This window comes from Pseudoalteromonas holothuriae (genome assembly GCF_945859825.1).
GTDB lineage: Bacteria > Pseudomonadota > Gammaproteobacteria > Enterobacterales > Alteromonadaceae > Pseudoalteromonas > Pseudoalteromonas holothuriae.
Window position 1 is genome coordinate 469,633 of the sequence record NZ_CAMAPC010000001.1, and the last position, 15,020, is coordinate 484,652.

15 protein-coding genes are annotated in these 15,020 nt (G+C 39.8%); 7 read left to right on the plus strand and 8 right to left on the minus strand.

Features of this window, described 5'->3' with window-relative positions; translation table 11 throughout:
• Nucleotides 1–40: 40 nt before the first annotated feature.
• Nucleotides 41–766: a sulfate transporter CysZ gene (gene cysZ / locus OCI93_RS01985; RefSeq protein WP_261625647.1), complete on the minus strand. Its 726-nt coding sequence runs from the start codon at nt 764–766 to the stop codon at nt 41–43.
• A gap of 259 nt (nt 767–1,025) precedes the next feature.
• Here cysZ and paeA point away from each other — a divergent pair, with 259 nt between their 5' ends.
• The 5 genes from paeA (at nt 1,026) to speB (ending at nt 6,393) form a co-directional block, all read left to right on the plus strand.
• On the plus strand, nt 1,026–2,321 hold the full coding sequence (gene paeA, locus OCI93_RS01990) for a polyamine export protein PaeA (RefSeq protein WP_261625648.1): 1,296 nt from the start codon (nt 1,026–1,028) through the stop codon (nt 2,319–2,321).
• Nucleotides 2,322–2,404: 83 nt separating this feature from the next.
• On the plus strand, nt 2,405–2,686 hold the full coding sequence (locus OCI93_RS01995; RefSeq protein ID WP_261591722.1) for a hypothetical protein: 282 nt from the start codon (nt 2,405–2,407) through the stop codon (nt 2,684–2,686).
• A gap of 47 nt (nt 2,687–2,733) precedes the next feature.
• Nucleotides 2,734–3,324, plus strand: coding sequence for a CBS domain-containing protein (locus OCI93_RS02000; protein WP_261591723.1), 591 nt, complete (start codon nt 2,734–2,736; stop codon nt 3,322–3,324).
• A 228-nt stretch (nt 3,325–3,552) separates the two neighbouring features.
• A complete protein-coding gene (gene speA / locus OCI93_RS02005; protein WP_261625649.1) occupies nt 3,553–5,466 on the plus strand; it encodes a biosynthetic arginine decarboxylase in 1,914 nt (637 codons plus the stop codon).
• Between the two features lie 3 nt (nt 5,467–5,469).
• Nucleotides 5,470–6,393, plus strand: coding sequence for an agmatinase (gene speB / locus OCI93_RS02010; RefSeq protein WP_261625650.1), 924 nt, complete (start codon nt 5,470–5,472; stop codon nt 6,391–6,393).
• A 37-nt stretch (nt 6,394–6,430) separates the two neighbouring features.
• Here speB and OCI93_RS02015 read toward each other — a convergent pair whose 3' ends face one another.
• Entirely contained in the window at nt 6,431–6,727 is a 297-nt protein-coding gene (locus OCI93_RS02015) for a hypothetical protein (RefSeq protein ID WP_261591726.1), read from the minus strand.
• A 393-nt stretch (nt 6,728–7,120) separates the two neighbouring features.
• On the opposite strand from OCI93_RS02015, the gene OCI93_RS02020 reads away from it, so the two are divergent.
• Entirely contained in the window at nt 7,121–7,816 is a 696-nt protein-coding gene (locus OCI93_RS02020) for a helix-turn-helix transcriptional regulator (RefSeq protein WP_261591727.1), read from the plus strand.
• Here the strand turns inward: OCI93_RS02020 and OCI93_RS02025 are convergent.
• From OCI93_RS02025 to OCI93_RS02045, 5 genes are all read right to left on the minus strand, one after another.
• Nucleotides 7,761–8,603 carry a CsgG/HfaB family protein gene (locus OCI93_RS02025; RefSeq protein ID WP_261591728.1) on the minus strand — a complete coding sequence of 281 codons (843 nt, stop codon included), beginning with the start codon at nt 8,601–8,603 and terminating at the stop codon, nt 7,761–7,763. The two genes, OCI93_RS02020 and OCI93_RS02025, sit on opposite strands and share 56 nt — an antisense overlap.
• Nucleotides 8,590–9,012 carry a curli assembly protein CsgF gene (locus OCI93_RS02030; RefSeq protein ID WP_261591729.1) on the minus strand — a complete coding sequence of 141 codons (423 nt, stop codon included), beginning with the start codon at nt 9,010–9,012 and terminating at the stop codon, nt 8,590–8,592. Before OCI93_RS02030 ends, OCI93_RS02025 begins: the two co-directional genes overlap by 14 nt.
• Before the next feature lie 2 nt (nt 9,013–9,014).
• On the minus strand, nt 9,015–9,344 hold the full coding sequence (locus OCI93_RS02035) for a curli production assembly/transport protein CsgE (RefSeq protein WP_261591730.1): 330 nt from the start codon (nt 9,342–9,344) through the stop codon (nt 9,015–9,017).
• 176 nt (nt 9,345–9,520) lie between these two features.
• Entirely contained in the window at nt 9,521–11,041 is a 1,521-nt protein-coding gene (locus OCI93_RS02040) for a curlin (protein WP_261591731.1), read from the minus strand.
• 24 nt (nt 11,042–11,065) lie between these two features.
• Nucleotides 11,066–11,533, minus strand: a complete 468-nt coding sequence (locus OCI93_RS02045; protein WP_261591732.1) for a curlin subunit CsgB — start codon at nt 11,531–11,533, stop codon at nt 11,066–11,068.
• Nucleotides 11,534–12,014: 481 nt separating this feature from the next.
• On the opposite strand from OCI93_RS02045, the gene OCI93_RS02050 reads away from it, so the two are divergent.
• Nucleotides 12,015–14,510 (plus strand): S8 family serine peptidase, encoded by a 2,496-nt coding sequence (locus tag OCI93_RS02050; protein WP_261625651.1) that lies wholly within the window; start codon nt 12,015–12,017, stop codon nt 14,508–14,510.
• A gap of 66 nt (nt 14,511–14,576) precedes the next feature.
• Here OCI93_RS02050 and OCI93_RS02055 read toward each other — a convergent pair whose 3' ends face one another.
• Nucleotides 14,577–15,008: a hypothetical protein gene (locus tag OCI93_RS02055; protein WP_261625652.1), complete on the minus strand. Its 432-nt coding sequence runs from the start codon at nt 15,006–15,008 to the stop codon at nt 14,577–14,579.
• Nucleotides 15,009–15,020: the final 12 nt, after the last annotated feature.

Genomic DNA, 15,020 nt, shown 5'->3' on the forward strand with positions numbered 1-15,020 from the left:
GTGTTAGAACACTAGCTCTAATGATTGTTTATCAATTGGATTAACGATAATTTGTACGATAGTTGTCTACCCACAAGCGTGTAGCGCCACATACAGCGACTGGCATAACGATTAGGTTTACAATTGGAATAGAAGTTAGCACAAATACCGCAAAACCAAACCCGTAAGATAACCCTTGCTTGCTTTTTAAATCATCTTTCATTTGCTTGAAATGAATCTTATGATTATCAAAAGGGTAGTCGTTATATTGCACGGTGTACATCCAGCAAGTGAACATGACCCACAGTATTTGGCCCACAAGCGGTAAAATCCATAGCAAAATAAAAAAGCCGAGCGCTCTGGGTAGGTAATAACATAATTTAGTCCATTCTCGGCCTAGCATACGAGGCACATCTTTGAGTAAGTCAGCCAAAGAATCATCATTAATTTTTTGGCCTGTTAAGTGAAGCTCTACTTTTTCACTTAATAAGCCATTGAATGGTGCCGCGATAAAATTGGTGATTACCGTAAACACCATGCTATAGCTAAACAAAATCACCATGATAGCAATGGGCCACATTAACCACTCCAACCAACTTAGCCAGCTAGGTAAAAGGTTATTTAAATAATCAAACCCTTGGATTAACCAATCATATAAAAAGAATAATGAGCTACCAAATAGTAGAATGTTGATCAGTAATGGAATAAAAACAAAGCGTTTTAATCCTTTTTGAGTGATCAGAGAAAAACCAGAGAGAAAATACTCTATACCTTGCGTTAACTGCACCACAAACCCCAAATTAATACGTTAAATTTTTACCACAGTATACGCTGGGCTAAACCTGCGTATAAACCAAAATACGTAACAAACTATTGCTGATTGCCCATCTATTTTTCAATCTAGCATAAATTTTTTAAAAAATATATTTTAACCTTATGATTTAGTTTGATTTATATGTGTTGCTAAGTCCGGTGGTTGAGATACAATTGCTCGCTTTTTGACTAATTCATAAAGTAGTAACCAATTTTTACTGGAGAACCGATAAGTGGCCGAGTTGCTTGGGATTGTGTGTTTAATTTTGATTAGTGCTTTGTTTGCTATGTCTGAGATTTCGATTGCAGCTGCGCGAAAAATTAAGCTAAAAATAATGATGGATGAAGGGCATCATGGTGCGGAGCAAGTGCTCAAACTGCAAGCGCAACCAGGGGCGTTTTTTGCCATGATCCAAATCGCTTTAAATGCCATCGCAATTTTGGGTGGAATTTTGGGTGAGCAAGCCATTACTGAATCGGTAAGCTACTACATTAGCTTGTTTTATCAAGGGCCTTTACTTGGGCAAGTGAGCTTTGTTATCTCATTTGTAATTATCACCTCGTTGTTTATTTTATTTGCAGATTTACTGCCTAAGCGTATCGCCATGATCATGCCTGAAGCGGTTGGGGTTCGAGTGGTTGGGCTGATGAATGCAGTTACGATTGCATTTAAGCCTATGGTACTGTTTTTTAATGGTGTTACAAATCTACTGTTAAAGCTATTTGGCTTGCCAACAGAGCGCAAAGATGAAGTTACCACAGAAGAAATTGTGGCAATGATGGATGCGGGTGCAAAAAGTGGTTCTTTGCAAGCACAAGAGTATCAGCTAATTGGTAATGTCTTAGAGTTAGAGTGTCGTACTTTGCCTATGGCAATGACAACACGTGAGTCAATCGTATTTTTAGATATTGACGATGATAGTAGCGTTATAAGTCAAAAAATATTAGGCAATCCTCATAACCAGTTTTTGGTATGTGATGGCCATTTAGATAAGCTGATTGGATTTGTTGATACCAAACAAATACTCAAACAATTGCTGCGTGGCGAAGCCATTCATTTAAACGAGCAAATAATTGAAAAAGAAATTTTTTATTTGCCAGAAACGCTGACCTTATCCGAAGCTCTAAATGCGTTTAAATCAGCAAGTGAACAATTTGCTGTGGTGGTAAATGAATATGCCTTGACTGTTGGGCTTGTCACTATCAAAGATTTAATGAGCAGTTTTATGGGAGACTTAGTTACGTTTTATGACGAAGAGCAAATCGTGCAACGTGATAATGAATCTTGGTTAGTAGATGGTGCTACACCCATAGTTGATTTATGCCGTGTTATTGATTGGCAAGAACCGCCAGAGGCTAATCAGTATGAAACCGTTGCTGGTTTTTTAATTTATCGGTTAAAGCGTCTGCCAAAGCGAGCTGACCATATTATTTGTAATGGGTTTAAGTTTGAAGCAATCGATATTAAAGGAGTGAGAGTAGAGCAGCTATTAGTGAGTCGCGTCAATGGCGGTGCGGCAGAGTTGTAACTTTACACTTGATAATTTTAAATCATGCCCATACACTAAAGTTAGGCACTGGTAGTTTTTGCCTAACTTATTTTGGAGTCTGAATGCGTTTTAGTCAGTGGTTTGTCATATCTTGTTTGTGTGTGTTGTTCCTATCTGTGATCAACGCGCCGATGAGTTATGCAAAAGTTGAAAATCACTACGAACAGCAACAAAGTGTTTTTATAGATTCAGACCCAATTGACCACGACCCTCAAGAACTGATAGTTGGATCCGTAAACTATCAGTTAGAGACGGCTAGTACTTCTTGTGTTGAGCAAGGTGCAAAGTCTCCTCGCGTATCACAATACCTACAATTAAGCATTCGCGCCCCACCTACCGTATAAGCATATAAAAAAAACTTTTTTTCGTCAGCTTATATAAAGGTGTTCTTATGTCTAAATACCAAACAATTGGCAGCCAAGCGCTTGCCATAGATACTCATTTTGATATTACGCTTAATAATAGCGTAATAATTTCCCTTGATAGCCCAGCTCGTGAAGTGATGCATGGCTTTGCTCAAGTACCACCACAGCTCATTGATAGCAATACTGTGTTAGATGATGCTTTATTAATTATGCAGCAAACGCATATGCGTATCAGCTTTGTTGTAGATGCACATAATAATATGCTGGGTCTCATTTCAAAAGCGAGGCTATCTAGTAGCTATGTACTTAAAATATCAGCTAAAAAAGGCATTCCTCGTGCAGATATGACGGTATCTGATGTCATGACTCCCTTATCGTCTTTAAATAGTGTGAATGAACTTGCCGTGGGGAGTGCGCGTGTTGGAGACATAGTAGAAAGTATGGAAATGGCCGGTCACGAACATTTGCTGGTGGTCAGTCAAACTCCACAGCAGATATGTGGCTATTTTGATTTGATTGATATTAGTCGTATGACGGGGTCTTCACTAAATCAAGTGAAGTCTGCAAATTCATTTAGTGAAATTGTTGATAGCTTATTGCATCATGCTGAGATTTAACTAATTCCAATCACTTTGATTGATAAGTCAGAGTAATTTGATGTTTCTGTAAAATAAAGTTAATGAAAACCAAGGCACCGAAAGGTGCCTTTTTCGTGCGCAATTTTTGTTGTTAATGAGTGATTTTATTGCTCTAGACGAGTGAAATATTTCGTTAGACATACGAGCGTGAATTTATTTTAATGCGCAAAAATAAGTATCGAATACTTTACCTTTTAAGGAACGTTAATGACCAAAGATATTTCTTCTGAACACGTGCGTGATTGTTATAACGTGCGCCACTGGAGCCAAGGTTTCTTTGGCATTAATGAGCAAGGAGCGGTTACCGCAATGCCTAAACTGGCGCAGCCAGAGCATGCCGTGACTTTAGAAAGCATCGCTCAGCAGATTCAGTCGCAAGGGTATACTTTACCGGCTTTGATACGTTTTCCTCAAATTTTAAGCCAGCGTGTACATAGTATTTGTGATGCATTTAACCAAGCAATTGCGAATTATCAATATCCTGAAGACTACTTGTTGGTATATCCAATTAAAGTTAATCAACAACGTGAGGTTGTTGAAGGACTTATAGCGAGCCAAGCCAAAGCATCAAAAAAACAATTAGGCTTAGAGGCTGGTAGTAAGGCTGAGCTATTAACTGTGCTTGCCATGAGTGAACAAACTTCCGCAGTTATCGTGTGTAATGGTTATAAAGATAAAGAATATGTGCGTTTAGCGCTGCTAGGTGAGAAGCTTGGTCACCAAGTTTATATTGTTTTAGAAAAACGCTCAGAGTTAGATATTGTTATGGCGCAAGCCAAAGCGATGAACGTAACACCACGTTTAGGGCTGCGCGTTAGATTAGCTTCCCAAGGTAAAGGCAAGTGGCAAGCTAGTGGTGGAGAAAAGTCTAAGTTTGGTTTATCTGCGTCTCAAGTATTGACGGTGATAAATCAGCTAGCGCAGGCTAAGTTGTTAAGTGCATTACAATTAGTGCATTTTCACCTTGGCTCGCAAATGGCCAATATTAGAGATGTAAGGGTTGGTGTGGGCGAAGCTGCACGCTTTTATTGTGAATTGCGCCGTTTGGGTGCCAAGTTACAATGCTTAGATGTGGGTGGTGGGCTTGCAGTTGATTACGATGGAACTCGAAGCCAATCACATAACTCGATGAATTATAGTTTGGCGGAATATGCCAATAACATCGTGCATACCATAGGTGATACATGTAAACAGTACCAGCAACCGATGCCAAAGATTATCTCTGAATCAGGACGTGCGCTTACGGCACATCATGCGGTACTGATCACTGATGTGATTGATACAGAGAGTTATCAGCCTGAAGTGATGGTTGCGCCAGTTCAAGACGCCCCTCATTTGTTACATAATATGTGGACATCATGGCAGGCGCTGAATGGACAGCGTGATGACCGTGCTTTGATTGAAATTTATCATGATACACAAAGTGATCTAACCCAAGCTCATGATCAATTTGCTATGGGGCTATTGAACTTAGAGCAGCGAGCGTGGGCTGAGCAAGTTAACCTCAGAGTATGTTATGAACTTAATATGCGTATGGATAACAAAAATCGTTTTCATCGTCCAATCATAGATGAACTCAGTGCTAAGTTAGCTGACAAGTTTTTTGTTAACTTTTCATTATTTCAATCTTTGCCGGATGCATGGGGTATTGAGCAGGTTTTTCCTGTATTGCCATTAAGCGGTTTAAATATCCTGCCTAAAAAGCGTGCAGTACTATTGGATATAACGTGTGACTCTGACGGTGCTATCGAACATTATGTAGATGGACAAGGTATTGAAAGTACATTACCAGTGCCTGAGTACCATGCTAGCCAGCCCTTCTTACTTGGCTTTTTTCTAGTGGGTGCCTACCAAGAGATACTGGGTGATATGCACAACTTATTTGGAGATACGCATACGGTCGTTGCAACACTAGACAATGATGGTTTGTTACACTTAGGCGAAGTAGATGTTGGTGATAGTGTTGCTGATATGATGAGGTATGTGCACTTAGATGTCGCACAGTTTAAAGCTAACTTTGCGAAGTTGGTAAAAAGCAAATTACCTAAACATGAGCAAACTATTTATCTTGCTGAGCTTGAGCACGGGCTTGATGGGTATACTTATTTAGAAGGTGTGTAACTTATGAGCCAGCTATTTGATCATACCGATCATTCTTTATATTCAAATGGCATGACATTTTTACGCCAGCCGATGGTGCGTGATATGACCAATATTAACACCGATGTTGTGGTACTAGGGTTACCATTTGATTTAGCAACATCGGGTCGTCCGGGAGCGCGCCTCGGGCCTGATGCGATTCGTCGAGCCTCAGTACATTTAGCATGGGAGTCGAGGAAATACCCTTGGAATTTTTCATTGTGGGATAAACTGAGTGTGTCTGATGCGGGGGATTTTACTTATCCTGTAGGTGATCCTGAATATTTTACCGCTCAGCTTGAACTGGCAGTGCAGCAAATAATACAACAAGGTAAAGCGTTGTTGGGGTTAGGTGGAGATCACTTTGTAACTTTACCACTGTTGCGAGCGCATCATAAAGTCTATGGGCAAATGGCATTGGTTCATTTTGATGCACATACTGATACTTATAGTCAGGGCTCACGCTATGATCATGGCACCATGTTTTATCATGCACCAAAAGAAGGCCTAATAAGCGCAGAGCATTCAGTGCAAATTGGTATACGTACCGAGTACAATCAAGATAATCATGATTTTGATGTTATTGATGCGATGCAAGCAAATGATTTAAGCGCGACTCAAATAGCGCAACTGATTAAATCACGAGTGGGGGATTTACCTGTATATGTAACGTTTGATATTGACTGTTTAGACCCCGCTTTTGCGCCAGGTACTGGCACGCCGGTGTGTGGAGGGTTAAGTAGCGACAAAGTATTAAAGATTTTACGTGCTCTACCAGGGGTTAATATCATAGGTATGGACGTTGTTGAAGTTTCACCAGCATACGATCAAAGTGAGTTAACAGCAATTATGGCTGCGACCATTGCATATGAGTTATTGCACCTTTGGGCTATAAAACATCGACCCTAACCATTTAATAAATGTCGAATGACATGTTTGGCATTTATTAGCGACTAGGAAAAGGTAAGTGGTAACGCTTGGCGTACCAGATAAATAGTGGAACTTCGAGAGCAATAAAGGTGACCAGTGTAAACCAAAACCAATTCATATCAGTAAATATAAAGCTAAAGCGTGCGTCACTGTGATAAAAAACTGACCCGACAACGGATAAAGATACACTCGCAGCTATCGCATCTTGCAATGATATTTTTTTCAGTGTGTTGGCGCAATAAGGATAAATAAGCCCATACGCAATACTAAGCACGATCATATTTAATATGATCACATTAAACTCAATCCCCATACTTATTTAGCCTACATTTTTTCATTATAACCACATACACCAATTTGCTGTGTAATGTTTATCACGACAAAAAGAATATCGTAATCATCCACTCATACTTTAGTTAAATCGGCCGTGAGAGAGTTTACTTTAATAAAAATTTATTAGTTTTAGGAGCCGATGTTTAAAGAATAATAATTTATGTATGGTTTGTTAAAAAAAAGTTCAAAATTTTTATTGTCTTTTTTTTTCTAAATTCATGATGTAAATGATTTTATTGTTTTTTTATAAAATATGATTCAATTGGTTATAAAACATAATATTTACATATAAGTGGATTTTGTGTAGCTTGAAGATACACGGGAACAGCATAGGCATAGGTTTAATATGCCACTCAGTATAGTAGGAACGAATATGGGCAAAGTAAATTGTAAAGCGACGATAGTAACCCGAACTGCTGTATGTAGATCGGATGAAAACCTTGATAGCATTAGAAGTTTACTTAAACTTTTAAATATAACTGCCAATGTACTTCAATGCGACAAAACACTGATGGAGCTTCCCATTGAGCAAATGGTTTTTGTAGACTTAACCGGCTTTTCATGTGAAGAAGTATATTCTTTTGATATGGCAGTACTAGCTAAAAGAAAGTCACTTATCTTATTTAACGCCTCGGAAGGTCTGGTTGATGAACGCCGAGCGTTGTTAGCGGGCGTTAAAGGGGTTATTTATGCCAAAGATGAGCCGGATATAAAACTAAAAGGCATCAAAGCGATGAAAGAAGGTGAGCTTTGGTTTCGACGCAGCATTATCAGTAGCACTTTTTCTGAGCTATTAATAGAACATGCTATCTTCAGCAGTCCATCGCCGGCACCGCAACTTGAAGATGGCACCTTTAACTTAACTAAACGTGAGAAAACTATCGTTAAGTTAATTGCTGAAGGGGCGCAAAACAAAGAGATCGCTAATCGATTACATATTAGCGATCATACTGTAAAAACTCATCTCTATAGCGCTTTTCGAAAAACTAAATCAAGAAACCGTATAGAGTTGCTTAACTGGGCGAGACAATTTTTTCCTGATGCGTTGACTCGGTCTTATTCTGAGTAAGGGGGCGGGCAGACCAAATGCCTTTATCTATGCCGCTATGGATAAGATCTACTAATGCTTTTTCGATAGCTTGCTTTACACAGATATGCATAGGCTCGTTATTAGTATAACCCCCTTCAACTTCAGCAAGTCGTTTGTAGCTGACATATCTAAAAAAACCAGCTCGTACTTCAAAGCTTAACACGGTTTTTGTTGTTGCAACGGAGGTCAACACAACACCTGTGCGTACATCTACTGCTCGCATATAGATAGAAATCACATCCTCTCGATATAGCTCAGATAAGCCAATGCCAAAGTATTCAGCACCCAAACCTCCGGTTTTAGTGTTTGAGTCGTAACTAATAATACCGCCTTCGAGAATAATTTTAGCCGTTTTAAGTGGCGGGAGTTTATCACTTTCATTGCCATTACTGTCTTGCGCTGCACGGATGATTTTTCTCTCCGTGAGAATATTTTGCAAACCTTCACGTTCAACGGGGACAAACCATGGCGTTTCACTGAGTGCTTGCACCAGTATCGCAGAGGCACCTTGTGTCACCGCAGTAGAAAATGAACTAACGTTGGCAATTGGTTTGTATTGGCCAGTTTGATCGCGAAATGAGTAAACGGAAACAGGAATGCTGCCCATCGGTTTTGGTAATGACTTGAGATCCTCATAGGTATCTGTTGGTGCTAATGTTTGCGCTTTAGTTATTTCTGGCGGTAGGGTATTTGCGATATGAGAGCAACCGCTTGAAATTAAGGCTATGAAAAATAAACTAATATATTGTATTTTATGGAAGCGCATTAGCAAACCTCGGGATCTCTATTGTGGTCACTTCCCCAGAGATAAGGTTCGTAATCTCTATTGTAATACTATCGGGATTACTGGTTAGCATTCTAATTTGATGGTCCCCGCTGATAAATGTTGAATCCTGACCAAAAACGTTTTCGTCAGAACTTTCACCAAATGCTAAATCAGTTACTTCACGTACAATTCTATTGATATAGGATCGCTCCAGTGACTCCTGCATTTTTTCAGCATAACTTTTTGGCTCTGTATGCGCTTTGTGTTTGTTTTGTGCCTGAGCTTTATTCATTAGCATACTAGCATTGAGCGGACTTCCGCCGAAACTAGGGTTGATAGGTGTGTAGACTAGCTCACTGGCGTAGCTACTTTGGCTTATAGCCAACATAAAGAGTAGGTATTTTTTCATAGTTATAGACCACTGCTTGATAAGTCATCACTAAACTTGCTGAAGTTATTACTAGCAAGTACTTTAATTAAAATAAGTGCCGCTTGTTCTACTTGGTCGTCAATGGGTTTTAAACGTCGGCCTAAGTAGGTGGTGTAGACCATCTGATTATTTAGTTCTACGGTTAAAATTGTTCCAGCTTTGGGTATTAACGTTTCCTTGATAGTCACAGTCGCGCCTGCTGTTGAAGGAATATCTTGCCAAAGGACACTCAACTGGCGGTAAAACTCATGTCCAGAGCGACTAATGCTTTGATCTAATAAAAAGCCACCAATGTCGGCTGATTTACTCATTGTGCTCATAAGCAAAAACGAACACATAATCACGGTCGTGACGAATACACGTATTGACTTGATGAAGAGACTAAAGCGCTCAGGTATTAATTTGCTAATGCACTCTATTGACATTCGTTGTACCTAGGAATAAAAAGGTGCCCTGAGGCACCACTTTTAATTGGTTATATATTAAATTACTGCTGTACGATTGTAGTCGTGTTGTAATCACCGAGTTGGGTCACAGATACATCACCGTTTAGCTGAGACATGCTGCCTTCAACTAAGTTACCAGTGCCGTCTTGCACAACATTAAAGCTTAAGTCGTTACCAGCTATTTCAAAAGCTCCTTGGTTAAGGCCGACAACCATGTTCATGTCACCCGTTTGGGCAATATCAACGCTGTTGTTAGAGCCTTCTATCATCAAGTCGATAGCATTTAGATTACCGTCTTGCATCAAATCAATGGTGTTATTTTGACTAGCCACTTCGCTGCTCAAAGTTACACTCACACCATTTTCATTACCATCTTGGGTAGCAGATATTGAGTTACCTGTTGTTGCTAAAGCAGTATCAGGGTAAGACGTTTGTATTTGTGCTTTGTTGGTGTCTCCAATTTGGTTAATTGCAAAGGTGTTGTCTGAGCCATTAAAGTTGGCAATGTGACTGTCATTATTATCACCGAGCTGGATATTGGTAAATTGGTTATTATCACCAATTGTGCCCATATACGCTTTGTTTTGATCGCCTGTTTGTGTTGAGTTAAAGGTGTTATCATCCCCTACAATGTCAACTTCTAGCTCATTTAGTTCGCCAGATTGTTGTGCATTGAGGGTATTGTCGGCACCTAAAATCATACCGCTGGTAAAGTCATTGTCATCGCCACGTTGTTGAACGATTAATGTATTTTCTTCACCTTCGATAACAGCAAACTCAATTGAGTTTGTGTTGCCAAACTGCTGCGTGTTGAGGTTGTTGTCATCGCCATTTAATAAATCAATTTGAAAGTTATTGCGGTCACCTTCTTGTTTTATTTCTAGGTCGTTGTCGTTCCCCGTTAACTCATTAACTTCGACTACATTCCAATAACCCTCTTGCTTAATTTCAAATTCATTGTCTTCGCCAATGATTTCATTAAGTTTTACTTCGTGCCATTCGCCGTGCTGATCAATTGTGATTTCATTATTGTGACCTTCTAAGTCATCAATAAATGCCCAATGTCCGCCCGCGCTTTGAGTCACATTGACGATATTATCATCGCCTTGTGCCTTTAGCCTTATTTGATTACCAATCCCACCTTGGCCCGCATCGCCGCTTTGCGCAAACGACAACATATTAGCGTCGCCCGTTAGTTCAATTTTTGTGGCAGCATCGTTACCTGTTTGGTAATTGGTTATATGATTACTTTGCCCGTTAACTTGAGTGAGCTGAACATTGTTATTACCTTTTTGCTCTGCTGCAATTTGGTTAGCATCACCAGTTACGCTGGTTTGTGCTCCATTGGTTTCACCACTTTGCAATAAGTTAACTTCGTTGCCAATAGTGGCACCCGCTGTAGAGTTTTGTGTGATTTCTACACGGTTTTGTTGTGCACCAGCCATAAAGTCGCTTTGAATAGTATCTTGCGTATTCTTACTATCAGGCTGTGCTGCGAAAGCTGCAGTACCATAACCTAGCGCCATTGCAATGGCGCAGGTGATGAGTGATTTTTTAAGCATGATATTGTCCTTGTGTATCCAGTATTATTTTGTAACGCTGACGTTGAGCACCATCTCATTACCAAGTTGGTTTATCAGCAGTGTTTGTTCACCAAGTTGCGTTAGATTTACGATATTGGCGTCACCTTGTTGCACTATGGACGTAAAGTTGTTATCGCCATATTGAACCAAGTTAACGCTATTATTAGCGCCTGCTTGTGTTATTTCGGCCAAGTTGTTTGAACCCAATTGCACGAGTGACACCAAGTTTAACTCGTTACCTATTTGCTTTATCGTTGCTTTATTGAATGTTCCGTTTTGCTTTATCGTTGCTTGTAGCTGTGCATGTACTGACAACGAAGGGTTTATACTCAAAGATAAGGGGGACTCTTTTAGGTCTTCAGAGCTTGCAAAAGCGCCATGACAACTTATCAAGGTGGCTAGCATTACCACGAGCTTGTTAAAGCGAGTGTGGTGTGATGCTGCTAGGCGAACCCTGTTCTTTGTTATCATATTGTTTCAATTTTGCGTCACTGATTACCTTGTACCCCACATTAGAGAAGAGTACCTAAAGAAGGAATACGAAATTTTAATGAATTAAAATCTAATTTAAAACAATGATTTAAATTGTTTATATGAAATGCTTTATAAAAAGCAGTAAAAAAGAATTGGTTTTATTTGAGTTGTTGGAATACTTTATTCATACATTATTGTTAATTTAATGTGCTTTCTTATACTTTTAATCAGTTTTTGTGATTTTAGACTTACTTGCTTGCACGATGCATGTTTTTGGTGTTTGCTAAGTGCGTTGCTAAATTTTATGTTTGAGCACTTTGCTATTGTGCATGACAAAGTGCTAGTAGATTTATTTTATACTCAATTTAAATAAGCGGGAACTCTAAAGTGAGTAGCGTCAATATTTGAAGCTACTTGTTACTTAGGTTGTATGCGTGTTGCATACGGCTTAATACAATAAACTTAATGGATCCCAACAATGAAATTAAAATTATCAGCTCTAACTCTTGCATTAATCCCTTGCCTTTCACAGGCTGCTATTCATATTGATAAAGAAACAATAAGTGCTGCTGATGACGCGCTAATCGTTGTTTATAAGAAAAATGCATCAAAAGAGCAGCGTATTTCGGCGAGAAAGCTAGTTGCAGCTAAAATCAGTGACCTTAATCAAGATGAAATTGATGATGCATATCGACATGTTCTAAAAGGTCGCTTGGCTAAATTTAAATTAGACAAAAGTGATGTAAAGGATGCACTTAAAGCTTTAAATAATCATCCAGCAGTTGAATATGCAGAGCCTGATTATAAAGTGAGTGTTCAGGGTATGCCAGATGATCCTCGATTTGATGAGCTTTGGGGTTTAAATAATACTGGTCAAACTGGTGGTGTTGCAGATGCGGATATTGATGCACCTGAAGCATGGGATGTGTCTATTGGTAGCCGCGATGTGGTGGTTGGTGTTATTGACACGGGTGTTGATCACACGCATCCAGATCTTGCTGCAAATATGTGGATAAACCCTAATGAAATCCCAGGAGATGGCATCGATAACGATGGTAATGGTTACATTGATGATATCCACGGTATCAACGCGATTACTAATGTAGGCGACCCTATGGATGACCAAGGTCACGGAACACACGTATCAGGAACTATTGGTGCAGTGGGTAACGATGCTACAGGTGTAGTCGGTGTGAACCATGAAGTATCCATTGTTGGTTGTAAATTCTTAGATGCATCTGGCAGTGGTTCAACCTCTGATGCTATCAAGTGTATCGATTACCTAGTTGGTTTACGTGAGGCGGGTGTTGATGTGCGCGTGTCAAACAATAGCTGGGGCGGCGGTGGTTTTAACCAAGCAATGGCAGATGCATTAACCGCATCTGAGCAAGCGGGTATTCTATTCGTTGCCGCAGCAGGTAACAGTGCGGTTGATAATGACGTAAGCCCACATTACCCATCAAGCTATGAGCATGAGTCAGTGTTATCTGTTGCAAGTACTACTGATACCGATGCGATGTCAGGCTTTTCTCAGTGGGGTTTGGTTAGTGTTGATTTAGGCGCGCCAGGTTCAGCTATTTTATCTACTGTTCCAGGTGGCGGTTATGATACTTATTCTGGTACGTCAATGGCTACTCCACACGTTGCGGGTGTAGCAGCATTAGCGCTTTCTGTTAATCCAACTTTAACAACGCAAGAGCTTAAAGCAGTACTTATGGACTCTGGTGATGATAATGAAGCGTTAAACGGCAAAGTTGTATCAGGTAAGCGTTTAAATGCAGCTAGTGCGCTTGAATATGCCGATCCTGAGCCTGGCTTTAGATTATCTGCAAGCCCAGCTTCGCAAGAAATTGTTGCTGGTGAAAGTGCCACTTACAACTTTGATGTATTATCAGTTGCTGATTGGACGGGTGATGTTGCACTTACAGTAGAAAGTGATTTACCAGGTGCTGTATTGTCAACAGATGTTGTGCAACCAGGTCTAAGCTTCTCATTAACAGTACCAACATCAGACGATACCAGCTGGGGAAGCTATACATTTAATGTAACCGCAACCAGTGGAGAGCTTGTTGAGACTAAACAAGTATCGTTGTTTGTTTATCCTCAAGGATTAAATGAGTTCAACTATAGCAATGATACAAGTGTAGACATCCCTGATAATGACCCAACGGCTGTGACTTCAGTTATTAGTGTAAATGATGATGTAGTTGTGTTTGACTCAAGCACTTTCTTAGATATTACCCACACATATATTGGTGATTTGGTCGTGACATTAACGTCACCTGCAGGTACAACTGCAACGCTTCATAATAAAGCGGGTGGCAGTGCTGATGATATTAATGACTCGTTTGAGTCAGATGCGTTCAATGGTGAAAATGCAGCCGGTGATTGGGTGTTAACAGTAGAAGATACTTTTGCGCAAGATACAGGCACATTAAATCAGTGGTCATTAACGTTGACAGGTTTGGGTGATGTGTCACCTGCAGAACCTGTGGCAGGCTTTAGCTATGTCGCTGATATGCTAAGCGCGACCTTCACAGATACAAGTACTGATGCAAATAACGATATTGCTAGTTGGGCTTGGGATTTTGGTGATGGTAATGCATCAACTGAGCAAAACCCTACACATGAGTTTGCAAGTGCAGGCACTTATGACGTGACATTGACTGTGACAGATGAAACCGGTCTTACAAGCACTAAAGTGCATTCAGTTACTGTAGTTGACCAAGTAATTGAACTTAAAGTTAAGCGTGCAAACAAAACGCGCTTGGATTATGCGCGTGTTGAACTTGCTTATCATGGGGTATCATCAGACAGTATCGATGTTTATCGTGATGGCGCTAAGGTAGCCACAGCGGATAATACAGGTGTTTATCGTGACTTTATTCGTCAAGCTACACAGCAGCAGTATGTATATAAAATCTGTGTTGGCGAAAATATCTGTTCAGAAGAAGTGACAGTGACTTTTAGATAACAGCTTTATAGAGAATGTAAAAAGCGAGGCTAATTTGCCTCGCTTTTTGTTTTTAGAATTTATAGATTAGAAGCCAATTTTGTGCTTCAGTGTTACTTCACATGGTGCGGTATTACTATTAAATCCAGACTGAATAAATAGATGATCGCCAGACTTTAAGTTCGTTAAAATTTGTATTGTATTATTATAACGACGCTTTGCTATTTGATAAGTAAAGTCTGTAGAGCTATCTCTGTTTACGTCGTAGTTAATCTGGCAGCCACCTTGAGCACCATCGTTAGTCACCCAAGAGAATGAAACATTATAATTTGTGACATTGTAGCTAAAGTTTGCATTTTGGTTTTGTGAGTACTGATCACCAATAACAACGTCAGTCCATCGTGCTTGTGGTACACCCGGTCTTGGTTTTTCTGTGATACTTACACCTAAATTTGAGGCACTTGCGCCTGCTGAAAATGCTAACGTTGATAGAATTAGTGCAATGCTTGTTTTTTTCATTTTTAAAACTCC